The organism is Pseudomonas sp. S3_B08 (genome assembly GCF_054667725.1).
The window spans coordinates 5,215,108-5,236,535 of sequence record NZ_CP162750.1 but is presented as its reverse complement, the minus strand read 5'-3'; the positions used below and the strand labels follow the sequence as shown (position 1 = coordinate 5,236,535).

Sequence of the window (21,428 nt, the reverse complement as noted above, 5' to 3'; positions counted from 1 at the left end):
GTGGATCAGCGCCGTACATACCTTGTGTGTCCTGCGCAAAAACCTTGTGGGAGCGAGCCTGCTCGCGAAAGCGGACTTTTTGTCACCACATATCCACATCCTGCCTGCTAAGGTTGGCAAGCCCGTCTTCGCAACGGATAATGCCCAGTTTTTCCACCCGCGCATCGATGCGCCCGCCGCGCTTGCGGTCGAAAGAGAAGACCATGAAAGACACCATTCGCCAGCTGATCCAGCAAGCCCTCACCCAACTCGTCAACGAAGGTGTGTTGCCTGAAGGCCTGACGCCGGCGATCCAGGTGGAGAACGCCCGCGACAAGACCCACGGCGACTTCGCCAGCAACATCGCCATGATGCTGGCCAAGCCGGCCGGCATGAAGCCACGGGATCTGGCGGAGAAAATCATCGCCGCACTGCCCGCTGACGAGAACGTCACCAAGGCCGAAATCGCCGGCCCGGGCTTCATCAATTTCTTCCAGAACACCCAGGCACTGGCCTCGCGCCTCGACGCCGCACTGGCCGACGCCCATGTCGGCGTGCGCAAGGCCGGCCCGGCGCAACGCACCGTGGTCGACCTGTCGGCGCCGAACCTGGCCAAAGAGATGCACGTCGGCCACTTGCGCTCGACCATCATCGGCGACGGCGTGGCCCGCGTGCTTGAGTTCCTCGGCGACGAAGTGATCCGCCAGAACCACGTCGGCGACTGGGGCACCCAGTTCGGCATGTTGATGGCGTACCTGCAGGAAAACCCGATCACCAGCGACGAATTGTCCGATCTGGAAAACTTCTACCGTGCGGCCAAGCAGCGTTTCGACGAGTCCGAAGAATTCGCCGACCGCGCCCGTGGCCTGGTGGTCAAGTTGCAGGCTGGCGATGCCGAATGCCTGGCACTGTGGACCAAGTTCAAGGACATCTCGCTGTCGCACTGCCAGAAGATCTACGAACTGCTCAACGTCAAACTGACCATGGCCGACGTGATGGGCGAAAGCGCCTACAACGACGACCTGATCAACGTGGTCAACGACCTGAAAGCAGCGGGCATGCTGGTCGAGAGCAACGGCGCCCAGTGCGTGTTCCTCGACGAGTTCAAGAACGCCGATGGCGACCCGCTGCCGGTGATCATCGTCAAGGCCGATGGCGGTTACCTGTACGCCACCACTGACCTGGCGGCCGTGCGCTACCGCAGCGGCAAGCTCAAGGCTGATCGCGCGCTGTATTTCGTCGACCAGCGTCAGGCCCTGCACTTTCAGCAGGTCTTCGCGGTGGCGCGCAAGGCCGGTTTCGTCACCCATCCCATGGAAATGGAACACATGGGTTTCGGTACCATGAACGGCGCCGATGGCCGTCCGTTCAAGACCCGTGATGGCGGCACCGTGAAGCTGATCGACCTGCTCACCGAAGCCCAGGAACGTGCCTACAACCTGGTGAAAGAGAAGAACCCGACCCTGGCCGAAGACGAGTTGCGCAACATCGCCAAGGTCGTCGGTATCGGCGCGGTGAAATACGCCGACCTGTCCAAGCATCGCACCAGCGACTACAGCTTCAACTTCGACCTGATGCTCAATTTCGAAGGCAACACCGCGCCGTATCTGCTGTACGCCTACACCCGTGTGGCCGGTGTGTTCCGCAAACTGGGCAAGGACTTCAGCGAAGTCGACGGCCAGATCGTCCTCGAAGCGGCGCACGAGCAGGAGCTGGCGGCGAAGCTGGCGCAGTTCGGCGAAGTGCTGAACAACGTGGCTGAAAAAGGCACGCCGCACATTCTCTGCACTTACCTGTACGACGTCGCCGGCCTGTTCTCCAGCTTTTACGAGAACTGCCCGATCCTCGCCGCCGACACCCCGGCACAGATGCAGAGCCGTCTGCGTCTGGCCGCACTGACCGGTCGCACCCTCAAGCAAGGCCTGGAGCTGTTGGGTCTGGAAACTCTGGAGCGTATGTAAGTTGGCTGCCAAGAAAAACCTGCACCCAAACGCGGCGCCAGCCGCTATCAGGCCCCGGCGAAACAACCGATTCCGGGCTGGCTGTGGATGGCCATCGGCCTGACCGTCGGCGCGTTCATCGTGTTTCTGATGAAACTGGAACCGGGCAAGGGCAGCGACACGGTCAAGCGCGAGAAGGTCGAACAGCAGCAGAAAGCGTCGAAGATCGCCGAGGCCAACAAGACCCCGCCGAGCCCGACGCAACCGGTGAAACCGAAGTACGACTTCTACACCCTGCTGCCGGAATCGGAAGTGATCGTGCCGCCGGACGCGGTGCCGGAAAAGACCCTGCCGACGCCGCAAGTGCCGGCCGTCCCGACCACGCCGGTAACCCCGGCCGAAGCGGCGAAGATCGACACCGCACGGGCACAGGCAGCTCTGGCGGGGATCACGCCGCCGCCAGCGCCACCGGTGAGCAAGGCCGCGCCAGTGACCAAGTTTTTCCTCCAGGCCGGTTCGTTCCGCAAGGAAACCGATGCCGACAAGGTTCGCGCGCAGATCATTCTGCTCGGCCAGGCCGTGTCGGTGGAGTCCGGCACGGTCAAGGATGAAACCTGGTATCGCGTGCTGGTCGGCCCGTTCAGCAACCGTGAACAACTGACCACGGCGCAGAAACAACTGGCTGGCGCCGGCTTCAGCAACCTGTTGTTACAACAACGCCAGAGCCGCTAAGGTTCTCAGAGGTCAGCTGCAACTTGCAGGTGACCTTCAAACTTTGTGGTGAGGGGATTTATCCCCGTTTGGCTGCGGAGCAGCCCTGAAACCAGCCATTGCGGTGCAGCAGGCATACCGCAAATGATGGTTTCGCGACTGCTCCGCAGCCGAACGGGGATAAATCCCCTCGCCACAGTCATCACACACACCATTCGTCTCCCATCGCCCCAACCGGTTGAAATCCCCTCCAGCACCCCCATATGAATGGGCATAAGGCATTTTCGCCCCGCTGCGTGGAGACTCTTCCCTTGACCACCATCGTTTCAGTCCGCCGCCACGGCAAAGTCGTCATGGGCGGCGACGGCCAGGTTTCTCTCGGCAACACCGTGATGAAAGGCAACGCCAAAAAGGTCCGTCGCCTGTACCACGGCCAGGTCATCGCCGGTTTCGCCGGTGCCACCGCCGACGCCTTCACCCTGTTCGAACGTTTCGAAGGCCAGCTCGAAAAACATCAGGGTCACCTGATCCGCGCCGCCGTCGAACTCGCCAAAGAATGGCGCACCGACCGCTCCCTGAGCCGCCTCGAAGCGATGCTCGCGGTCGCCAACAAGGATGCTTCGCTGATCATCACCGGCAACGGTGACGTGGTCGAACCCGAAGATGGCCTGATCGCCATGGGTTCCGGCGGCGCCTACGCGCAAGCCGCCGCCAGCGCCCTGCTGAAAAAGACCGACCTGTCGGCGCGCGAGATCGTCGAAACCGCTCTCGGCATCGCCGGCGACATCTGTGTATTCACCAACCACACCCAGACCATTGAGGAGCAGGATCTCGCTGAGTAAGCCTGTTGCGGCCCGTGTGCCACGGCTTGTTTCTGCTTGAGGACCGTCAATTATTATGTCCATGACTCCCCGCGAAATCGTCCACGAACTCAACCGCCATATCATCGGCCAGGACGATGCCAAGCGCGCCGTCGCGATTGCCCTGCGCAACCGCTGGCGCCGCATGCAGCTGCCTGAAGAGCTGCGCGTTGAGGTGACCCCGAAGAACATCCTGATGATCGGCCCGACCGGTGTCGGTAAAACCGAGATCGCCCGTCGCCTGGCGAAACTGGCCAATGCGCCGTTCATCAAGGTCGAAGCGACCAAATTCACCGAAGTTGGTTATGTCGGCCGTGACGTCGAGTCGATCATCCGTGATCTGGCCGATGCCGCGATCAAAATGCTCCGCGAACAGGAAATGACCCGCGTACGTCACCGGGCCGAAGACGCCGCCGAGGATCGCATCCTCGACGCGTTGCTGCCGCCAGCACGCATGGGCTTCAGCAACGAAGAAGCGCCGAGCTCCGATTCCAACACCCGTCAGCTGTTCCGCAAGCGCCTGCGCGAAGGCCAGCTGGACGACAAGGAAATCGAAATCGAAGTCGCCGAAGTCTCCGGCATCGAAATCGCCACGCCGCCAGGCATGGAAGAGATGACCAACCAGCTGCAATCGCTGTTTGCCACCATGGGCAAGGGCAAGAAGAAGTCGCGCAAGCTCAAGGTCAAGGAAGCGCTGAAACTGGTGCGCGATGAAGAAGCCGGGCGTCTGGTCAACGAAGAAGAACTGAAGGCCAAGGCGCTGGAAGCGGTCGAGCAGCACGGTATCGTCTTCATCGACGAGATCGACAAGGTCGCCAAGCGCGGCAATGTCGGCGGCGCCGATGTCTCCCGTGAAGGCGTACAGCGCGACCTGCTGCCGCTGATCGAAGGCTGCACCGTCAACACCAAGCTGGGCATGGTCAAGACCGACCACATCCTGTTCATCGCCTCCGGTGCGTTCCACCTGAGCAAGCCGAGCGATCTGGTACCGGAGCTGCAAGGTCGTCTGCCGATCCGCGTCGAGCTCAAGGCACTGAGCCCGGAAGACTTCGAACGCATCCTCAGCGAACCGCACGCCTCGCTCACCGAGCAATACTGCGCGCTGCTGAAGACCGAAGGCCTGAACATCCAGTTCCAGCCCGAGGGCATCAAGCGTCTGGCGGAGATCGCCTGGCAGGTCAACGAGAAAACCGAGAACATCGGTGCCCGTCGCCTGCACACCCTGCTTGAGCGTCTGCTCGAAGAGGTGTCGTTCAGCGCCGGCGACCTGGCCAGCGCCCACGATGACAAGGCGATTCTGATCGACGCCGACTACGTCAACAGCCACCTCGGCGAATTGGCGCAGAACGAAGATCTGTCCCGTTATATCCTGTAAGCCATACTTACAGCGGTAGCGGACCCTGTGGGAGCGAGCCTGCTCGCGAAGAGGTCGTGTCAGGCGGTATCAATGCCGTCTGACCCGCCGCTTTCGCGAGCAGGCTCGCTCCCACATTTGAATCAGGGTCGCCCACACATCGGACGCCAGCCCATGAATCGAATCCCCACCGACATCAAACTGCACAAAGCCTCGAAAACCCTGACGCTCACTTACGCGTCCGGCGAGGAATACACTCTGCCCGCCGAGTTTCTGCGCGTGCACTCTCCCTCCGCCGAGGTCCAGGGCCACGGCAAACCGATCCTGCAATTCGGCAAGCTCAACGTGGGTCTGAGCAAGCTGGAACCGGCTGGCAACTATGCACTGAAACTTACCTTCGACGACGGTCACGACAGCGGCCTGTTCACTTGGGAATACCTCTACGAACTCGGCAAGCGCCAGAACGAACTCTGGGACGATTATCTTGCCGAGCTGCGCGCTGCCGGAAAATCCCGCGATCCGAACGAGTCGTTCGTCAAGCTGATGCTCTAGGCCGTGGCTCTTGCTCTTTAGAGGGCATTTTCTAACTTCATCTGTTTGAATGCTCCGCGCATATGGCCCCGGATCGGCCGCTTGCGAAAAAAATTAAACTCGGGTAACCAATGGAGCTGGCAAGTTCCCTGCAGTGCTCTACGACTGTAAAGCAGCTATGCAGAATCAACGGTCACCCGAGCAGTAGTACCCGGCATTGGCTGTGGAAGCGACAGCGTGAAACCGGGTACTCGTCTCAGGACAATGGAGCGTCGTAGATGAGTGACAAGAATAACGATGACCTGAAGTACCAAGCCTCGGAAAACACTCTGGGGCTTAACCCCGTCGTCGGGCTGCGCGGAAAGGATCTGCTGGCCTCTGCTCGGATGGTGCTGAAACAGGCCATCAGACAACCGATTCACAGCGTCAGGCACGTGACCCATTTCGGCCTCGAGCTGAAAAACGTGCTGCTGGGCAAATCCGCGCTGCAACCGGCCGGTGACGACCGCCGTTTCGCCGACCCGGCGTGGAGCCAGAACCCGCTGTACAAACGTTATCTGCAAACCTACCTGGCCTGGCGCAAGGAACTGCATGCCTGGATCGATGACAGCAGCCTGTCCCCCAAGGACATCGCTCGCGGGCATTTCGTCATCAACCTGATGACCGAAGCCATGGCGCCGACCAACACGGCGGCCAACCCGGCGGCGGTCAAACGCTTCTTCGAAACCGGCGGCAAAAGCCTGCTCGATGGCCTCTCGCATCTGGCCAAGGATCTGGTGCACAACGGCGGCATGCCGAGCCAGGTCAACATGGGCGCGTTCGAAGTCGGCAAGAGCCTCGGCGTCACCGAAGGCGCGGTGGTGTTCCGCAATGATGTGCTGGAGCTGATCCAGTACCGGCCGATCACCGAGCAGGTCCACGAACGCCCACTGCTGGTAGTGCCGCCGCAGATCAACAAGTTCTACGTCTTCGACTTGAGCCCGGACAAGAGTCTGGCGCGCTTCTGCCTGCGCAACAATGTGCCGACCTTCATCATCAGCTGGCGCAACCCGACCAAGGCCCAGCGCGAGTGGGGTCTGTCGACGTATATCGAAGCGCTGAAAGAAGCGGTCGACGTAGTCACCGCGATCACCGGCAGCAAAGATGTGAACATGCTCGGCGCCTGCTCCGGCGGCATCACCTGCACCGCCCTGCTCGGCCACTACGCCGCGCTCGGCGAGAACAAGGTCAACGCCCTCACCTTGCTGGTCAGCGTGCTCGACACCACCCTGGACAGCGACGTCGCCCTGTTCGTCGATGAGCAGACCCTGGAGACCGCCAAGCGCCACTCATACCAGGCCGGCGTGCTGGAAGGCAAAGACATGGCCAAGGTCTTCGCCTGGATGCGCCCCAACGATCTGATCTGGAACTATTGGGTCAACAACTACCTGCTCGGCAATGAGCCGCCAGTGTTCGACATTCTGTTCTGGAACAACGACACCACCCGCCTGCCCGCTGCGTTCCACGGCGACCTGATCGAGATGTTCAAAAACAATCCACTGATCCGCCCCAATGCACTGGAAGTGTGCGGCACGCCGATCGACCTCAAGCAGGTCACCGCCGACATCTTCTCGCTGGCCGGCACCAACGATCACATCACGCCGTGGAAGTCCTGCTACAAGTCGGCGCAACTGTTCGGCGGTAAAGTTGAATTCGTGCTGTCGAGCAGCGGCCATATCCAGAGCATCCTCAACCCGCCGGGCAATCCGAAATCGCGTTACATGACCAGCGAAGAGATGGCGGCGACTGCCGATGACTGGCAGGAAAACTCGACCAAGCACACCGATTCCTGGTGGCTGTACTGGCAGGCATGGCTGGCCGAGCGCTCGGGCAACCTGAAAAAGGCCCCGACGAAACTGGGCAACAAAGCGTACCCGGCAGGCGAGGCTTCGCCGGGCACTTATGTTCACGAACGGTAACTGACACCACCCATTGTGGGAGAGGGCCTTGTGGCGAGGGGATTTATCCCCGTTGGGTTGCGAAGCGACCCCGAATCCTGAAACCGTGATTTGTCAGACGCACCGCGGCTACTCGATTCACGACTGCTTCGCAGCCGAACGGGGATAAATCCCCTCACCACAAGGTCCGCTCCTACAGGAATAAGGGTGGACTTGAAATCTACAGGGCCTGAAGCATGCCGCAACCGTTCATATTCCGCACCGTCGATCTGGATGGACAGACCCTCCGCACGGCGGTGCGTCCCGGCAAGCCTCATTTGACGCCTCTGCTGATTTTCAACGGCATCGGCGCCAACCTGGAGCTGGTGTTCCCGTTTGTCGCGGCGCTCGACCCGGATCTGGAAGTGATCGCCTTCGACGTGCCCGGGGTCGGCGGCTCCTCGACGCCCAACCGGCCGTATCGCTTTCCCGGCCTGGCCAAACTGACGGCGCGGATGCTCGACTATCTCGACTACGGTCAGGTCAATGTGATCGGCGTGTCGTGGGGCGGAGCTCTGGCGCAGCAGTTTGCCTACGACTATCCCGAGCGCTGCAAGAAACTGGTACTGGCGGCCACTGCGGCCGGTGCGGTGATGGTGCCGGGCAAACCGAAAGTGCTATGGATGATGGCCAGCCCGCGCCGCTACATTCAGCCATCCCATGTGATCCGCATCGCGCCGATGATCTACGGCGGCTCGTTCCGTCGCGACCCGACGCTGGCTGCCAGCCATGCGGCGAAAGTGCGCTCGGCGGGCAAGCTCGGTTACTACTGGCAACTGTTCGCCGGCCTCGGCTGGACCAGCATCCACTGGCTGCACAAGATCCATCAGCCGACGCTGGTGCTGGCCGGCGATGACGATCCGCTGATTCCGCTGATCAACATGCGCATGCTCGCCTGGCGCATTCCCAACGCCCAGTTGCACATCATCGATGACGGCCATCTGTTCCTGATTACCCGCGCCGAAGCGGTGGCGCCGATCATCATGAAGTTTCTCGAAGAGGAGCGTCTGCGCGCAGTCATGCACCCGCATCCGACCCCGCTCGGCGGCTGATCGCGGCGGCCTGCTTTATGCAGCACTTTTCAAATCAAGCGCGCGGCAGGACGCCGCGCAGGCAGCAACCGGTAACAGCGTCTATGGTGTTCTGGTTCGGTGAGTGTGTTTTTGCCCTGAAGACGAAGGAGTGTTGAGTCATGCGCGAAAAACCAGCGACGGGCGTGGTGCCCAGCCCCGCCGTGTTTATCAACGCCCAAAGTGCGATCGCCGGTCTGCGTGGCAGGGATCTGCTGTCGACACTGCGCAGCGTCGCCGCCCACGGCTTTCGCAATCCGTTGCACAGCGCAAAGCATGCGCTGAAGCTTGGCGGACAGCTGGGCCGCGTACTGCTCGGCGAAACCCTGCACCCGACCAATCCGCAAGACAGCCGCTTCGCCGATCCGGCGTGGAGCCTCAACCCGTTCTACCGACGCAGCCTGCAGGCTTATCTGGCCTGGCAGAAACAGGTCAAGAGCTGGATCGATGAAGGCGACATGAGCCCTGAAGATCGTGCCCGTGCGCACTTCGCTTTCACTCTGCTCAATGACGCCGTAGCGCCCTCCAACACCCTGCTCAATCCGCTGGCGGTCAAGGAGCTGTTCAATTCCGGCGGGCAGAGTCTGGTGCGTGGCCTGAGCCATCTGTTCGATGATCTGTTGCACAACGACGGCCTGCCACGGCAAGTGACCAAGCAGGCGTTCGAGGTCGGCAAAACCGTAGCGACCACCACTGGGGCTGTGGTGTTTCGCAATGAAATGTTCGAGTTGATCCAGTACAAATCGATGAGCGAAAAGCAGTACGCCAAGCCCTTGCTGGTGGTGCCGCCGCAAATCAACAAGTACTACATCTTCGATCTGAGCCCGCAGAACAGCTTCGTCCAGTACGCCCTGAAAAACAGCCTGCAGACCTTCATGATCAGCTGGCGCAACCCTGATGTGCGCCATCGCGAGTGGGGCCTGTCGAGTTACGTCGAAGCGGTCGAAGAAGCGATGAACATCTGCCGGGCGATTACCGGCGCGCGTGAAGTGAACCTGATGGGCGCCTGCGCCGGCGGCCTGACCATTGCCGCCCTGCAAGGGCATTTGCAGGCCAAACGGCAACTGCGCCGGGTCGCCAGCGCGACTTACCTGGTCAGTCTGCTCGACAGCCAGATCGAAACCCCGGCGACGCTGTTCGCCGACGAGCAAACACTGGAAGCGGCCAAACGTCGCTCGTACCAGCGAGGCGTGCTCGACGGTCGCGACATGGCCAAGGTCTTCGCCTGGATGCGCCCCAACGATTTGATCTGGAGCTATTTCGTCAACAACTACCTGCTGGGCAAGGAGCCGCCAGCCTTCGACATCCTCTACTGGAACAACGACAACACGCGCCTGCCGGCGGCGCTGCACGGCGATCTGCTGGACTTCTTCAAGCACAACCCGCTGATCCACGCTGGCGGTCTCGAGGTGTGCGGTACGCCGATCGATCTGCAGAAGGTCAATGTCGACAGCTTCAGCGTCGCCGGCATGAACGACCACATCACGCCGTGGGACGCGGTGTATCGCTCGACCCTGCTGCTCGGTGGCGAACGACGTTTCGTGCTGTCCAACAGCGGCCACGTGCAGAGCATCCTCAACCCGCCGAGCAACCCGAAAGCTGCCTACGTCGAGAACGCCAAACTGAGCAGCGACCCGCGTGCCTGGTACTACGATGCCAAACACGTCGACGGCAGCTGGTGGCCGCAGTGGCTGGAATGGGTCGCCCAGCGCTCCGGCGCCCTGAATGAGACTCGCACCCCCCTCGGCAATCCGAACTATCCACCGATGGAAGCAGCACCTGGCACCTATGTGCATGTGCGCTGACGCTCAACCGAAATTTTCTAAGAAGACTGGATGAAAACCCGCGACCGGATCCTCGAATGTGCGCTGCAACTGTTCAACGAAAAGGGTGAACCGAACGTTTCCACCATGGAGGTGGCCAACGAAATGGGGATCAGCCCGGGCAATCTCTACTACCACTTCCACGGTAAGGAACCGCTGATTCTCGGCCTGTTCGAACGCTTCCAGCACGAGCTCGCGCCCCTGCTCGACCCGCCGCCGGACGTGGAGCTTGCACCGGAGGATTACTGGCTGTTTCTGCATTTGATCGTCGAGCGCCTGGCGCAGTATCGGTTCCTGTTCCAGGACCTGTCGAACCTCGCCGGGCGCTTGCCGAAACTGGCCAAGGGGATTCGCAATCTGCTCAATGCGCTGAAGCGCACGCTGGCGTCGTTGCTGGCGCGATTGAAGGCTTCGGGGCAACTGGTCAGCGATACCCAGGCATTGGGGCAACTGGTGGAGCAGGTGACCATGACGTTGCTGTTCTCGCTGGATTACCAGCGGATTCTTGATCGTGAGGGAGAGGTTCGGTTGGTGGTTTATCAGATCATGATGCTGGTGGCGCCGCATTTGCTGCCGCCAGTGAAGGTGGCGACAGAGCGGATGGCCTTGCAATACCTTGAGGATCACGACTGACCCGAAAAGCCCCTCACCCTAACCCTCTCCCGGAGGGGAGAGGGGACTGATTGGGGGATGTTCGCGAGCTACGCCGACCTGAGCGAGCTTCTTTGAATCGATAATCGACTCGATTTGTTGAGGTCGACGTATGACGCAGGACACCTCGGTCGGCTCCCTCTCCTTGGGGAGAGGGCTGGGGTGAGGGGCCGCTTGGAATGCACAAACAAAAACGCCCGACCTTCACAGGCCGGGCGTTTTTGATTTGCCCTGAAATCAGGACTGACTGGATGGCGTCGACGGTGTCGATGCCGCAGTCGGAGTAGCTGCTGCCGTGGGTGCCGCAGCGGAGTTTGCCGCGTTGGCCAGAGCTGTTGGCGCAGTCGATGGCGCCTCAGCCGGTTTCGGCGCAGCGGCTTTCGGCGCGGCCGGTTTTTTCACTGCTGGCTTTTTCGCCGCAGCCGGCTTGGCCGCAGGCTTCGCAGCGGGTTTGGCGGCAGCAGTTTTCGCTGCTGGCTTGGCCGCTGGTTTCGCTGCAGCTTTAGCCGCAGGTTTTGCTGCCGCTTTGGTTGCCGGTTTGGCAGCGGCCTTGGCGGCAACCGGTTTGGCTGCCGCTTTGGCCGCGGGCTTGGCGGCCGCAGTTTTGGTCGCAGCTTTCGCAGCCGGTTTTGCCGCCGCTTTGGCCAGTGGCTTGGCTGCGGTTTTCGCCGCAGGTTTGGCCGCTGCAGTTTTACTGGCAGGTTTCGCCGCAGCGGTTTTCGCCGCTACGGGCTGAGCTTTCAGACCGGTGAGTTTTTCGATCTGCTTTGTCAGCGTATCGACCTTGGCGTTGAGCGCCTTGACCTCATTGCGGCTCGGCACACCCAGGCGCGAAATCGCGCTGTTCAGGCGCTTGTCGAAAGCCCCTTCCAGCTCGTCCCACTTGCCCAGTGCGCGATCTTTCACGCCGCTGATACGCGACTTGGCCGAGGAGGTCGAGTCCTCGACTTTCTTGCCGACCGCAGTCTTGGTGAGCTTCTCGGCTTTCTCGCCGTCTTTGACCAATGCATCGAAGAGTTTGCTGCCGTCAGTGTCGATCTTCGAGTACACGCCTAAACCAGCCAGCCAGATTTTGCGGGAGTAGGACTCGACCTTCCCGACCCACGAGCTGCTTTCTTTATCGGTGTTCTTTTTGCCAGCCATCCCGTTCTCCTTAAGATTTTCGCGCGACGCGTTCGAGCAATGCCGTCAGCTCATCGAGCTTAGCAGAGAGTGCCTCAACGTCATGTTTAGACGGAATGCCGATCCGATTCAAGGCGCTGGCCACACGGTTGTCGAAGGCCTTCTCGACCTTGTCGAGCTGAACTTCAACGCGACCCTTGAACGAGCTGACCTGAGTGGCCGCGTCATCGATCTCGGCGTTGGCCGCATGGAGTTTTTCGCTGACGGCTTTTTTGCCTTTCTTTTCAACAGTTTGACCGGCGGCTACGAGTTCTTGAAAGTACTCGCTGCCCTCTTGGCCGACCTTGGTGTAGGCGCCCAGGCCTGCCAGCCAGATCTTGCGGGCATAGGATTTGACGTCGCTCAGAGTGGAAGTCGGAGCGTCGATTTTTTTCTTCAAAATGACTTTGGCCATGGTGCACCTCACGCGCAGAAGGTTTGAGGAACTGCCGGACGAGTGTCGGGCTCAGGCACAAAGTAGGGAGAAAAATTAGAAAGGGCACCCTAACCAGCGGGAGCATCACAAAACAAATGTGGGAGCGAGCCTGCTCGCGAATGCGTCATATCAGCCAACATTTCAGTCAACTGATACACCGCTTTCGCGAGCAGGCTCGCTCCCACAGGGGACTGGATTTCAATCTGGAAATCAGGCCAGGGCTTTGTCGAGGGCTTTCTCGATCTCGGCTTTGATCATGCCGCTCATGGCCGACATCATCAGGCCCAGTTCGACGTCGACCCTGATCGAATCGTCCGCCACATGCACTTCGCCTTTCACGCCGGAGCGCTTGAGGTTCAGGGTGTCGCCCGACCACTGCGGCTCCAGGCCGTATTGTTCGTTGAGCTTTTTGGCCAGTTTGTCGGCCTTTTCGCGGGCGGCTTCCTTACCCAGGGTGTGGGCGCGCTCAACACTGATTTTGGCCATGGAATGACTCCTGATGATTGAATGGCTGACGTTGAATCTTGACCGCATCTGCGGCAAATCGTCCCGAAGGTTGCCCATCTTACCTTTAGCCATTCCAAGACAAAGCATGGCTTGGGGATTAGAATGTCGCGCATTCTCTTTTGGTGACAGCGATATGACTGATCAGCGCAAAGGCAGCGATGCCGAACCCACCACTCACTTCGGCTTCAAAAACGTTCCGGAAAGCCAGAAAGCGGAAAAAGTCGCTGAGGTTTTCCATTCCGTAGCCGCTAAATACGACCTCATGAACGACCTTCTGTCGGGCGGCATGCACCGTCTGTGGAAGCGTTTCGCGATCGAGCTTTCCGGCGTGCGCAGCGGCAACCGCGTACTCGACATCGCTGGTGGCACCGGCGACCTGACCCGCAAGTTCTCGAACCTCGTCGGCCCGACCGGCCAGGTCGTGCTGGCCGACATCAACGAGTCGATGCTCAAGGTCGGCCGTGATCGTCTGCTCGATCTGGGCGTTGCCGGCAACGTCGAATTCGTCCAGGCCGACGCGGAAAAACTGCCGTTCCCGGACAACCATTTCGACTGCGTGACCATCGCCTTCGGCCTGCGCAACGTCACGCACAAAGAGGACGCGTTGCGTTCGATGCTGCGCGTGCTCAAGCCCGGCGGCCGCCTGCTGGTGCTGGAATTCTCCAAGCCGACCAACGCGCTGATGTCCAAAGCCTACGACGCCTACTCGTTCGCCTTCATGCCGCTGATGGGCAAGCTGATCACCAATGACTCGGAAAGCTATCGCTACCTGGCCGAATCGATCCGCATGCACCCGAATCAGGAAACCCTGAAGTCGATGATGGTCGAGGCCGGTTTCGACCGCGTGACCTATCACAACATGACCGCAGGCATCGTCGCCCTGCACCGCGGCATCAAGCCCTGATGTTGCTTACCGGGCTGCTCGCCAGCGTCGAACTCGGCCTCAACCGGGTGCTGCGTCTCGACAGCACGGCCCTGCCGCGCCTGGCGCATCTGACCGGCAAGGTGATTGCCGTCGACTGCCGCAGCCCGGCGCTGCAACTGTTCATCCTGCCCAGCGACGAAGGCTTGATGCTCGCCTCGCAGTGGGCAGCAGATGTCGATTGCACGTTGCGCGCACCGGCCTCGAGCCTGCTGAAACTGGCCCTGAGCAAGGACAAGACCGCCGTGCTGCACGCGCCGGAAGTCGAGCTCGATGGCGACAGCGGCGTGCTGCTGGAGCTGGCCGGCGTACTGCAGGATCTTGAGCTGGACTGGGAGTACGAACTCTCGCGCTGGCTCGGTCCGGTCGCCACGCAATTGCTCGGTGGCCATCTGCGCAGCCGCGCACGCTGGTATCAACAAGGATTTGCCAGCCTCAACCAGAATCTTGCCGAATACCTCGCCGAAGAATCGCGCACCCTTGTCGGGCAGCGTGAAGCCGAAGCGCGATTCAGCGAACTGGACCGGATCAAACTTGATCTGGAACGACTCGAGGCGCGTTTCGAGCGCCTTTCCCGATCCCTCGACCCAAGCGATAACGCATGAAGCTGCTTGCCGTCCGCCGTCTGTTGCGCATCCAGCGCGTCGTGATCCGCTACCGCCTCGATGACCTGCTGTTCGATCTGCCACTGCCCTGGTTCCTTCTGGCCGTGCGCTTTTTGCTGCCGTGGCGCTGGCTGCCGCGCAAGCCGCTGGAGCTCAATCGTGGTGCGCGCTTGCGTCTGGCGTTGCAGGATCTGGGGCCGATCTTCATCAAGTTCGGGCAGATTCTTTCGACCCGCCGCGACTTGCTGCCGGAAGACATCGCCGATGAGCTGATGCTGCTGCAGGACCGCGTGCCGCCGTTCGACTCGCAGCTGTCGATCAAGCTGATCGAAGAACAGCTGGGCAAGAAAATCAGCGAAGTGTTCAGCCGTTTCGACGTCGCCCCGCTGGCCTCGGCCTCGGTAGCGCAGGTGCATGCGGCGCAGCTCAAAAGCGGCGAAGAAGTCGTGGTCAAGGTCATTCGCCCGGGCCTGAAGCCGATCATCGCGCAGGATCTGGCGTGGCTGTTCATCCTGGCCCGCGCCGCCGAGAAGTTCTCCGCTGACGCACGCCTGCTGCACCCGGTCGATGTGGTGCAGGATTACGAAAAGACCATTTACGACGAACTCGATCTGTTGCGCGAGGCGGCCAACGCCAGCCAGTTGCGCCGCAACTTCGAAGGCTCGCAGCTGCTTTATGTACCGCAAGTCTATTGGGACTGGTGCCGGCCGAAAGTGCTGGTGATGGAGCGCATCTACGGCATCCAGGTCACCGATCTGGCGACCCTCGCTGACCAGCGCACCGACATGAAAATGCTCGCCGAGCGTGGCGTGGAGATCTTCTTCACTCAGGTGTTCCGCGACAGTTTCTTCCACGCCGACATGCACCCGGGCAACATCTTTGTCAGCACCGTCAATCCGTGGAGCCCGCAGTACATTGCAATCGACTGCGGCATCGTCGGCAGCCTGACCCCGGAAGACCAGGACTATCTGGCGCGCAACCTGTTCGCCTTCTTCAAGCGTGACTACCGCCGTGTCGCGCAGTTGCACATCGATTCGGGCTGGGTGCCGGCGGAAACCAAACTCAACGAATTCGAAGCGGCGATCCGTACGGTGTGCGAACCGATCTTCGAAAAACCGTTAAAAGATATTTCATTTGGCCAGGTGCTGATGCGCCTGTTCCAGACCGCTCGCCGTTTCAACATGGAAGTGCAGCCGCAGCTTGTTCTGCTGCAAAAGACTCTGCTGAATATCGAAGGCCTCGGCCGTCAGTTGTATCCGGATCTGGATCTGTGGAACACCGCGCAGCCGTTTCTCGAGCGCTGGATGCGCGAACGCGTCAGCCCGAAAGCCCTGCTGGGCAACGTGCAGAGCCAGCTGGAGCAGATTCCGCACCTGTCGAACATGGCCCGCGATCTGCTCGAACGCATGTCGCAACCCCACGCCAAAGATCCTCCGCCGCCGTGGCACAAACGCAAGGACGACTGGTTCCTGCGCCTGCTCGGCTGCGCGCATCTGGCCGGCGGCGCGATCCTCGCAGCGGGTGGTCCGTTGACCGAGTGGGCGCACTGGCCCGCCGGAATCATGGTGGCGGTCGGTTTGTATCTGGTCGTTCGCCGATAGCACGATTGAGCTGCAAGTTATAAGCTGCCAGCTTCAAGCTTGACGCTACAGGCACGCCGCAACGTGCGTTTACTTGCAGCTCGAAGCTCCTGGCTTGCTGCTGCTTTTCGAGATTTGACGATGAAAAACTGGCTGGACGAGATCAAGTGGGATGCTGACGGCCTGGTGCCGGCGATTGCCCAGGATCACAAGACCGGGCGCGTATTGATGATGGCCTGGATGAACCGCGAAGCGCTCGAACTGACCGCTGCGGAGAATCGTGCAATCTACTGGTCACGTTCCCGTGGCAAGCTGTGGCGCAAGGGCGAAGAGTCCGGCCATGTGCAGACCCTGCATGAAATGCGTCTGGACTGTGACGCCGACGTGATCATCCTGATGGTTGAACAGATCGGCGACATCGCCTGCCACACCGGCCGTCAAAGCTGCTTTTACCGGGTCTTCGAAAACGGCGACTGGAAAACGGTCGATCCGGTACTGAAAGACCCGCACGCTATCTATTCCGCAGGACACACACATGAGTGACACCCTGACCCGCCTCGCTCAGGTACTTGAAGAGCGCAAAGGCGCAGCCGCCGACAGTTCGTATGTCGCCAGCCTGTATCACAAGGGGCTGAACAAGATTCTGGAGAAAGTCGGCGAAGAGTCGGTCGAAACCATTATTGCCGCCAAGGATGCCGCGATCAGCGGCGATTGCAGTGATGTGATCTACGAGACCGCCGACCTGTGGTTCCACAGCATGGTCATGCTCGCCCAACTGGGGCAGCATCCGCAGGCCGTGCTGGATGAACTGGACCGTCGCTTCGGCTTGTCCGGACACGTCGAGAAAGCCTCGCGTCCGTCCGCCTGAATAACTTTTAGAGAGGAATCGCCACATGGGCATTTTTGACTGGAAACACTGGGTCGTCATTCTGATTGTCGTGGTGCTGGTGTTCGGTACCAAAAAACTGAAAAACCTCGGCACCGACGTTGGCGAATCGATCAAGGGCTTTCGCAAAGCCATGAACGACGACGAAAAACCGGCCGAACCGAGCGTGACCCCGCCAGCCCAGCCAGTGCCACCGGTGCAGCCGCAAACCACCGCTCAGGCCAACCCGCCGCACACCATCGACGTGCAGGCGCAGAAAGTCGAAGAGCCGATCCGCAAAGACGTGTGAGCACTGACTAATGTTTGGTATCAGCTTCTCTGAACTGCTGCTCGTCGGCCTCGTCGCCCTGCTGGTGCTCGGCCCCGAGCGTCTGCCGGGCGCGGCGCGCACCGCCGGTCTGTGGGTCGGCCGCCTGAAGCGCAGCTTCAACGCGATCAAACAGGAAGTTGAACGTGAAATCGGTGCCGACGAGATCCGTCGGCAACTGCACAACGAACATATTCTGTCGCTGGAGCAAGAGGCGCGGAAGATTTTCAATCCGAGCCAACAGGAGCCGACGCCGGCGCAGCCGCCCGCTGAGCCGACGATTGATGCGCCGACAGCGCCTGCGCCTGTTGTCGCGCCGACACAATCCGCTCCCGCAGAAACGTCGGTTGAACACGTAGCCTCGAATACCGCGCCGATCACACCTGCGCCTCACGACACCACTTTGCCGCCGCGAGCCCCATGAGCGATCTTCCGGAAAACGACCAGCACATGCCGCTGGTATCGCACCTCACCGAGTTGCGCACCCGCCTGCTGCGTTGCGTGGCGGCGATCTTCATTATCTTTGCCGGGCTGTTCGCGTTCACCCAGCAGATCTACACCTTCGTCTCGACGCCGTTGCGCCAGTACCTGCCGGTCGGCGCGACGATGATCGCCACCGACGTGTCATCGCCGTTCCTGACGCCGCTGAAACTGACGATGATGGTTTCGCTATTCCTCGCGATTCCGGTGATCCTGCATCAGATCTGGGGCTTTATCGCGCCGGGCCTGTACAAGCATGAAAAACGCGTCGCGGTACCGCTGCTGATCTCCAGCATCCTGCTGTTCTACATCGGCATGGCGTTCGCCTATTACTTCGTCTTTCCGTTGATCTTCAAGTTCTTCGCCGCCGCCACCCCGGCCGGCGTGGAAATGATGACCGACATCGCCAGTTACCTCGATTTCGTCATGACGCTGTTCTTCGCTTTCGGCGTGGCATTCGAGATTCCGGTGGCCGTGGTCCTGCTGGTGTGGATCGGCGTGGTCGACGTCAAATACCTGAAGAAGATCCGCCCGTACGTGATCATCGGCTGCTTCGTGGTCGGCATGATCCTCACCCCACCGGACATCTTCTCGCAGACCCTGCTGGCCGTGCCGATGTGGATGCTGTTCGAGATCGGCATCCTCTTCGGCGCGCTGGTCAGCAAGCGCGAACGCCCGGACGAAACCCCGGCCGACGACCACAACGACCAGCCGCCAGCGACTCAGGCATGAACCTGCTGCTGCTCGAAGAGGCCGACTTCATTGCGGCCGACCGCGTGATCCTGCGCGACCGGCGCCTGACCCACATGCAGGAAGTGCATCGCTCCGAAGTCGGTGACAGCCTGCGCGTCGGGCGCATCAACGGACTGATGGGTTCGGCTGAGCTGCTGCGTCTGGAAGCGGGCGAAGCAGAGTTGCGTGTCAGCCTTGATCAGCCACCGCCGGCCAAGCTGCCGCTGACCCTGGTGCTGGCCCTGCCCCGGCCGAAAATGCTGCGCCGCGTGTTCCAGACCGTCGCGACCATGGGTGTGGCCAAGGTGATTCTGGTCAACAGCTATCGCGTCGAAAAAAGCTTCTGGCAGACTCCGTTTCTGGAGCCGGAAGCGATTCGTGAGCAGTTGATCCTCGGGCTCGAACAGGCTCGCGATACGGTATTGCCGGAGATCGTCATCGAAAAGCGCTTCAAGCCTTTCGTTGAGGATCGGCTGCCGGCGATCAGCGCGGGCACCCTCGGCCTGGTCGGCCACCCCGGCCACTTCCCGCCCTGCCCGCGCGCCCTGAACGAACCGGTGACCCTGGCCATTGGCCCCGAGGGTGGCTGGATTCCCTACGAAATCGACCTGCTGGCAAAATCCGGCCTGCAACCGGTGCAATTGGGCGAGCGCATCCTGCGCGTCGAAACCGCCGTCACCGCCCTGCTCGCACGCCTGTTCTGACGCGACCCCGATCCTGTGTAGGAGCTGCCGAAGGCTGCGATCTTTTGATCTTGTTTTTAAAAGCAAGATCAAAGGATCGCAGCCTCGTTGCACTCGTCAGCTCCTACAAGCCCCTACAGTCGCAGACAAGTGGCGTTACAGATTGCCACCACCCAGCCGATACAACCCCTATAAGTCCAATTAAGTGGTCCGAAGGGAGTGGTCGCATGTACCGTTGGTTAGCCGAGAGTCTTGGAAACGTCAGCGTCAAACGCAAGCTGGGCATCGGTTTCGGCCTGGTGCTGTTGCTGACGCTGTTGATCACGTTCACCGGCTGGACCGGCATGAGCGGCATCATCAGCCGTGGCGACAAGCTCGGCTTCATTTCCAGCCTCAATGAGCTGACCAAAGACCTGCGCCTGGCGCGCATGGACTACGACATGCGTCGTGGTGAACAGGGTCCGGGCGCGGTCAATGAATTGCTCAGCAAACTCGAAAGCGGTTTGCAGTCGGCACGCGGCATGATCGAGCAGCCGTCCGATGTGGCGATGGTCGACCAGCAACTGGCTGCGGTTGCCGAATACAAACGCGCTTTCGGCGAAATGACCCAGGCCACCGTGCACCGTGAAGATGCGCGCAGCAAGCTTGGCGCCAACGCTGACAATGCTGTGGCCAAGGTCGGCGAAGTCGAAAGTGCGCTGCTGCAAGGCGACAGCGTTGCGCAGTACAACGCTGTCATCGAGCTGAGCAAACTGTTGCAGCAGGCGCGCTATCAGGTGCGCGGCTACACCTACAGCGGCAAGGCCGATGCCGAGCAACCGGCGCTGACCGCCATCGACAACGCCCTGAAAAACCTCGAAAGCCTGCCGACCCGCGTGCCAGAGCAGCACATCGCCAACCTGCAGCAGGCCACCGACTCGCTCAAGGCTTACCGCGCCGCTGTCGCTCAGTTCCGTGATTCACAGGTCAAGAACGCCGCCGCACTGGCCAACATGTCGGCTCAGGGCGACATCCTGATCGCGGCGAGCAAAAAGCTCACCGAATCGCAAACCGTGGTGCGCGACACCGATGCCGCCCACGCCAAGAACATGCTGCTTATCGCTACTGCGCTGGCGCTGGCCTTCGGTCTGATTGCCGCTTGGGCGATCACCCGACAAATCATCATTCCGCTGACCCAGACTCTGAAAGTGGCCGAGCGCGTGGCCGCCGGTGACCTGACCCACAACCTGGTTTCCCTGCGTCGCGACGAACTCGGCCAGTTACAGCGCTCGATGCAAAGCATGACCCAGGGCCTGCGCGAGTTGATCGGTGGCATCAGCGACGGCGTCACGCAGATCGCCAGCGCCGCTGAAGAACTTTCGGCGGTGACCGAGCAGACCAGCGCCGGGGTCAACAATCAGAAGGTGGAGACCGATCAGGTCGCCACCGCCATGAACGAAATGGCCGCCACCGTGCAGGAAGTCGCACGCAACGCTGAAGAAGCCTCAGAGGCCGCTGTCGCCGCTGACCAACAGGCCCGTGAAGGCGACAAGGTCGTCGGCGAAGCCATCGCCCAGATCGAGCGTCTGGCAATCGAGGTGGGTCACTCCACTGAAGCCATGGGCGAGCTCAAGCGTGAAAGCGACAAGATCGGCAGCGTCCTCGACGTGATCAAGTCTGTTGCCCAACAAACCAACCTGTTGGCCCTCAACGCTGCCATCGAAGCGGCCCGTGCCGGGGAAGCCGGGCGTGGTTTCGCCGTGGTTGCCGATGAAGTGCGCAGCCTTGCCCAGCGCACGCAGAAGTCCACCGAAGAGATCGAAGAGCTGATCGTCGGCCTGCAAAACGGTACCCAGCAAGTGGCGACGATCATGGACAACAGCCGCAGCCTCACCGACAGCAGCGTCGAACTGACCCGGCGTGCCGGTGGCTCACTGGAGAGCATCACCCGCACCGTCTCGGCGATCCAGGCGATGAACCAGCAGATCGCCGCCGCTGCCGAGCAGCAGAGCGCCGTGGCCGAAGAGATCAACCGCAGCGTGCTGAACGTGCGCGATGTGTCCGATCAGACCTCGGCGGCGAGCGAGGAGACTGCCGCATCCAGCGTTGAATTGGCGCGACTGGGCACGCATCTGCAGATGCTGGTAGGCCGTTTCAAAGTCTGAGTTGATGCACAACCCCGGTTTGCCTGAAACCGAGGTGATGCCATTCGCGAGCAGGCTCGCTCCCACAGGGAAACGCATTCCAAGGTGGGA

General features: G+C 60.9%; 22 protein-coding genes and 2 pseudogenes. 20 read left to right on the top strand and 4 right to left on the bottom strand.

Annotation, left to right across the window (positions count from 1 at the left end; all coding sequences use genetic code 11):
• Positions 1–82 precede the first annotated feature (82 nt).
• Positions 83–205: a hypothetical protein gene (locus AB4N73_RS23705; RefSeq protein ID WP_016772057.1), complete on the bottom strand. Its 123-nt coding sequence runs from the start codon at positions 203–205 to the stop codon at positions 83–85.
• Here AB4N73_RS23705 and argS point away from each other — a divergent pair.
• The 9 genes and pseudogenes from argS to AB4N73_RS23660 all read left to right on the top strand — a co-directional run bounded on the left by argS (position 204) and on the right by AB4N73_RS23660 (position 10,877).
• The gene (gene argS, locus AB4N73_RS23700; protein ID WP_041477563.1) at positions 204–1,940 is read left to right on the top strand and encodes an arginine--tRNA ligase; all 1,737 of its coding nucleotides are present in this window, start codon (positions 204–206) and stop codon (positions 1,938–1,940) included. The two genes, AB4N73_RS23705 and argS, sit on opposite strands and share 2 nt — an antisense overlap.
• A gap of 12 nt (positions 1,941–1,952) precedes the next feature.
• A pseudogene (locus tag AB4N73_RS23695) lies at positions 1,953–2,651 on the top strand (SPOR domain-containing protein); the annotation flags it as partial.
• A gap of 290 nt (positions 2,652–2,941) precedes the next feature.
• Positions 2,942–3,472, top strand: a complete 531-nt coding sequence (gene hslV, locus AB4N73_RS23690; protein ID WP_007968352.1) for an ATP-dependent protease subunit HslV — start codon at positions 2,942–2,944, stop codon at positions 3,470–3,472.
• Between the two features lie 55 nt (positions 3,473–3,527).
• On the top strand, positions 3,528–4,865 hold the full coding sequence (gene hslU / locus AB4N73_RS23685) for an ATP-dependent protease ATPase subunit HslU (RefSeq protein WP_460142614.1): 1,338 nt from the start codon (positions 3,528–3,530) through the stop codon (positions 4,863–4,865).
• Between the two features lie 153 nt (positions 4,866–5,018).
• Positions 5,019–5,396 (top strand): gamma-butyrobetaine hydroxylase family protein, encoded by a 378-nt coding sequence (locus tag AB4N73_RS23680; RefSeq protein WP_217864588.1) that lies wholly within the window; start codon positions 5,019–5,021, stop codon positions 5,394–5,396.
• 257 nt (positions 5,397–5,653) lie between these two features.
• Positions 5,654–7,333 (top strand): class II poly(R)-hydroxyalkanoic acid synthase, encoded by a 1,680-nt coding sequence (phaC, locus tag AB4N73_RS23675; protein ID WP_041477559.1) that lies wholly within the window; start codon positions 5,654–5,656, stop codon positions 7,331–7,333.
• A 215-nt stretch (positions 7,334–7,548) separates the two neighbouring features.
• The gene (gene phaZ, locus AB4N73_RS23670; protein ID WP_016772063.1) at positions 7,549–8,403 is read left to right on the top strand and encodes a poly(3-hydroxyalkanoate) depolymerase; all 855 of its coding nucleotides are present in this window, start codon (positions 7,549–7,551) and stop codon (positions 8,401–8,403) included.
• Positions 8,404–8,543: 140 nt separating this feature from the next.
• Entirely contained in the window at positions 8,544–10,226 is a 1,683-nt protein-coding gene (gene phaC / locus AB4N73_RS23665) for a class II poly(R)-hydroxyalkanoic acid synthase (protein WP_460142613.1), read from the top strand.
• 30 nt (positions 10,227–10,256) lie between these two features.
• Positions 10,257–10,877 carry a TetR/AcrR family transcriptional regulator gene (locus AB4N73_RS23660; protein WP_024011259.1) on the top strand — a complete coding sequence of 207 codons (621 nt, stop codon included), beginning with the start codon at positions 10,257–10,259 and terminating at the stop codon, positions 10,875–10,877.
• A 255-nt stretch (positions 10,878–11,132) separates the two neighbouring features.
• Here the strand turns inward: AB4N73_RS23660 and AB4N73_RS23655 are convergent, their stop codons facing one another.
• The 3 genes from AB4N73_RS23655 to AB4N73_RS23645 all read right to left on the bottom strand — a co-directional run bounded on the left by AB4N73_RS23655 (position 11,133) and on the right by AB4N73_RS23645 (position 12,978).
• A complete protein-coding gene (locus AB4N73_RS23655; protein ID WP_460142612.1) occupies positions 11,133–12,038 on the bottom strand; it encodes a phasin family protein in 906 nt (301 codons plus the stop codon).
• 10 nt (positions 12,039–12,048) lie between these two features.
• Positions 12,049–12,471: a phasin family protein gene (locus AB4N73_RS23650; RefSeq protein WP_076565216.1), complete on the bottom strand. Its 423-nt coding sequence runs from the start codon at positions 12,469–12,471 to the stop codon at positions 12,049–12,051.
• A 231-nt stretch (positions 12,472–12,702) separates the two neighbouring features.
• Positions 12,703–12,978: a polyhydroxyalkanoic acid system family protein gene (locus AB4N73_RS23645; RefSeq protein WP_056787308.1), complete on the bottom strand. Its 276-nt coding sequence runs from the start codon at positions 12,976–12,978 to the stop codon at positions 12,703–12,705.
• A 154-nt stretch (positions 12,979–13,132) separates the two neighbouring features.
• Here AB4N73_RS23645 and ubiE point away from each other — a divergent pair, with 154 nt between their 5' ends.
• The 11 genes and pseudogenes from ubiE to AB4N73_RS23590 all read left to right on the top strand — a co-directional run bounded on the left by ubiE (position 13,133) and on the right by AB4N73_RS23590 (position 21,338).
• On the top strand, positions 13,133–13,903 hold the full coding sequence (gene ubiE / locus AB4N73_RS23640; RefSeq protein ID WP_016772069.1) for a bifunctional demethylmenaquinone methyltransferase/2-methoxy-6-polyprenyl-1,4-benzoquinol methylase UbiE: 771 nt from the start codon (positions 13,133–13,135) through the stop codon (positions 13,901–13,903).
• On the top strand, positions 13,903–14,526 hold the full coding sequence (locus tag AB4N73_RS23635; RefSeq protein ID WP_151551878.1) for a ubiquinone biosynthesis accessory factor UbiJ: 624 nt from the start codon (positions 13,903–13,905) through the stop codon (positions 14,524–14,526). The genes ubiE and AB4N73_RS23635 overlap by 1 nt, the downstream gene beginning before the upstream one ends.
• Positions 14,523–16,127 carry a ubiquinone biosynthesis regulatory protein kinase UbiB gene (gene ubiB / locus AB4N73_RS23630; protein WP_460142611.1) on the top strand — a complete coding sequence of 535 codons (1,605 nt, stop codon included), beginning with the start codon at positions 14,523–14,525 and terminating at the stop codon, positions 16,125–16,127. The genes AB4N73_RS23635 and ubiB overlap by 4 nt, the downstream gene beginning before the upstream one ends.
• 120 nt (positions 16,128–16,247) lie before the next feature.
• Positions 16,248–16,649 carry a phosphoribosyl-AMP cyclohydrolase gene (gene hisI / locus AB4N73_RS23625; RefSeq protein ID WP_007899278.1) on the top strand — a complete coding sequence of 134 codons (402 nt, stop codon included), beginning with the start codon at positions 16,248–16,250 and terminating at the stop codon, positions 16,647–16,649.
• Positions 16,642–16,974, top strand: coding sequence for a phosphoribosyl-ATP diphosphatase (locus AB4N73_RS23620; RefSeq protein WP_003220849.1), 333 nt, complete (start codon positions 16,642–16,644; stop codon positions 16,972–16,974). Before hisI ends, AB4N73_RS23620 begins: the two co-directional genes overlap by 8 nt.
• A gap of 25 nt (positions 16,975–16,999) precedes the next feature.
• Complete coding sequence (locus AB4N73_RS23615; protein ID WP_016772073.1) at positions 17,000–17,281, top strand: twin-arginine translocase TatA/TatE family subunit; 282 nt, start codon at positions 17,000–17,002, stop codon at positions 17,279–17,281.
• A gap of 10 nt (positions 17,282–17,291) precedes the next feature.
• Positions 17,292–17,723 (top strand): Sec-independent protein translocase protein TatB, encoded by a 432-nt coding sequence (gene tatB, locus AB4N73_RS23610; protein ID WP_460142610.1) that lies wholly within the window; start codon positions 17,292–17,294, stop codon positions 17,721–17,723.
• On the top strand, positions 17,720–18,511 hold the full coding sequence (gene tatC, locus AB4N73_RS23605; protein WP_016772075.1) for a twin-arginine translocase subunit TatC: 792 nt from the start codon (positions 17,720–17,722) through the stop codon (positions 18,509–18,511). Before tatB ends, tatC begins: the two co-directional genes overlap by 4 nt.
• Positions 18,508–19,215 (top strand): 16S rRNA (uracil(1498)-N(3))-methyltransferase, encoded by a 708-nt coding sequence (locus AB4N73_RS23600; RefSeq protein ID WP_041477553.1) that lies wholly within the window; start codon positions 18,508–18,510, stop codon positions 19,213–19,215. The genes tatC and AB4N73_RS23600 overlap by 4 nt, the downstream gene beginning before the upstream one ends.
• Positions 19,216–19,421: 206 nt before the next feature.
• Positions 19,422–20,483, top strand: a pseudogene (locus AB4N73_RS23595) (methyl-accepting chemotaxis protein); the annotation flags it as partial.
• Complete coding sequence (locus AB4N73_RS23590; protein ID WP_370695128.1) at positions 20,466–21,338, top strand: methyl-accepting chemotaxis protein; 873 nt, start codon at positions 20,466–20,468, stop codon at positions 21,336–21,338. The pseudogene AB4N73_RS23595 and the gene AB4N73_RS23590, both read left to right, overlap by 18 nt.
• Positions 21,339–21,428: the final 90 nt, after the last annotated feature.

What these genes read in the sequence shown, in the direction of transcription:
- hisI (WP_007899278.1), top strand. Translation starts at nt 16,248, where the DNA reads ATGAAAAACTGGCTGGACGAGATCAAGTGGGATGCTGACGGCCTGGTG.
- phaC (WP_041477559.1), top strand. Translation starts at nt 5,654, where the DNA reads ATGAGTGACAAGAATAACGATGACCTGAAGTACCAAGCCTCGGAAAAC.
- AB4N73_RS23620 (WP_003220849.1), top strand. Translation starts at nt 16,642, where the DNA reads ATGAGTGACACCCTGACCCGCCTCGCTCAGGTACTTGAAGAGCGCAAA.
- argS (WP_041477563.1), top strand. Translation starts at nt 204, where the DNA reads ATGAAAGACACCATTCGCCAGCTGATCCAGCAAGCCCTCACCCAACTC.
- AB4N73_RS23615 (WP_016772073.1), top strand. Translation starts at nt 17,000, where the DNA reads ATGGGCATTTTTGACTGGAAACACTGGGTCGTCATTCTGATTGTCGTG.
- tatB (WP_460142610.1), top strand. Translation starts at nt 17,292, where the DNA reads ATGTTTGGTATCAGCTTCTCTGAACTGCTGCTCGTCGGCCTCGTCGCC.
- phaZ (WP_016772063.1), top strand. Translation starts at nt 7,549, where the DNA reads ATGCCGCAACCGTTCATATTCCGCACCGTCGATCTGGATGGACAGACC.
- AB4N73_RS23655 (WP_460142612.1), bottom strand. Translation starts at nt 12,038, where the DNA reads ATGGCTGGCAAAAAGAACACCGATAAAGAAAGCAGCTCGTGGGTCGGG.
- AB4N73_RS23650 (WP_076565216.1), bottom strand. Translation starts at nt 12,471, where the DNA reads ATGGCCAAAGTCATTTTGAAGAAAAAAATCGACGCTCCGACTTCCACT.
- tatC (WP_016772075.1), top strand. Translation starts at nt 17,720, where the DNA reads ATGAGCGATCTTCCGGAAAACGACCAGCACATGCCGCTGGTATCGCAC.
- AB4N73_RS23645 (WP_056787308.1), bottom strand. Translation starts at nt 12,978, where the DNA reads ATGGCCAAAATCAGTGTTGAGCGCGCCCACACCCTGGGTAAGGAAGCC.
- phaC (WP_460142613.1), top strand. Translation starts at nt 8,544, where the DNA reads ATGCGCGAAAAACCAGCGACGGGCGTGGTGCCCAGCCCCGCCGTGTTT.
- AB4N73_RS23600 (WP_041477553.1), top strand. Translation starts at nt 18,508, where the DNA reads ATGAACCTGCTGCTGCTCGAAGAGGCCGACTTCATTGCGGCCGACCGC.
- AB4N73_RS23635 (WP_151551878.1), top strand. Translation starts at nt 13,903, where the DNA reads ATGTTGCTTACCGGGCTGCTCGCCAGCGTCGAACTCGGCCTCAACCGG.
- ubiB (WP_460142611.1), top strand. Translation starts at nt 14,523, where the DNA reads ATGAAGCTGCTTGCCGTCCGCCGTCTGTTGCGCATCCAGCGCGTCGTG.
- AB4N73_RS23680 (WP_217864588.1), top strand. Translation starts at nt 5,019, where the DNA reads ATGAATCGAATCCCCACCGACATCAAACTGCACAAAGCCTCGAAAACC.
- AB4N73_RS23590 (WP_370695128.1), top strand. Translation starts at nt 20,466, where the DNA reads ATGCAAAGCATGACCCAGGGCCTGCGCGAGTTGATCGGTGGCATCAGC.
- AB4N73_RS23705 (WP_016772057.1), bottom strand. Translation starts at nt 205, where the DNA reads ATGGTCTTCTCTTTCGACCGCAAGCGCGGCGGGCGCATCGATGCGCGG.
- AB4N73_RS23660 (WP_024011259.1), top strand. Translation starts at nt 10,257, where the DNA reads ATGAAAACCCGCGACCGGATCCTCGAATGTGCGCTGCAACTGTTCAAC.
- ubiE (WP_016772069.1), top strand. Translation starts at nt 13,133, where the DNA reads ATGACTGATCAGCGCAAAGGCAGCGATGCCGAACCCACCACTCACTTC.
- hslU (WP_460142614.1), top strand. Translation starts at nt 3,528, where the DNA reads ATGTCCATGACTCCCCGCGAAATCGTCCACGAACTCAACCGCCATATC.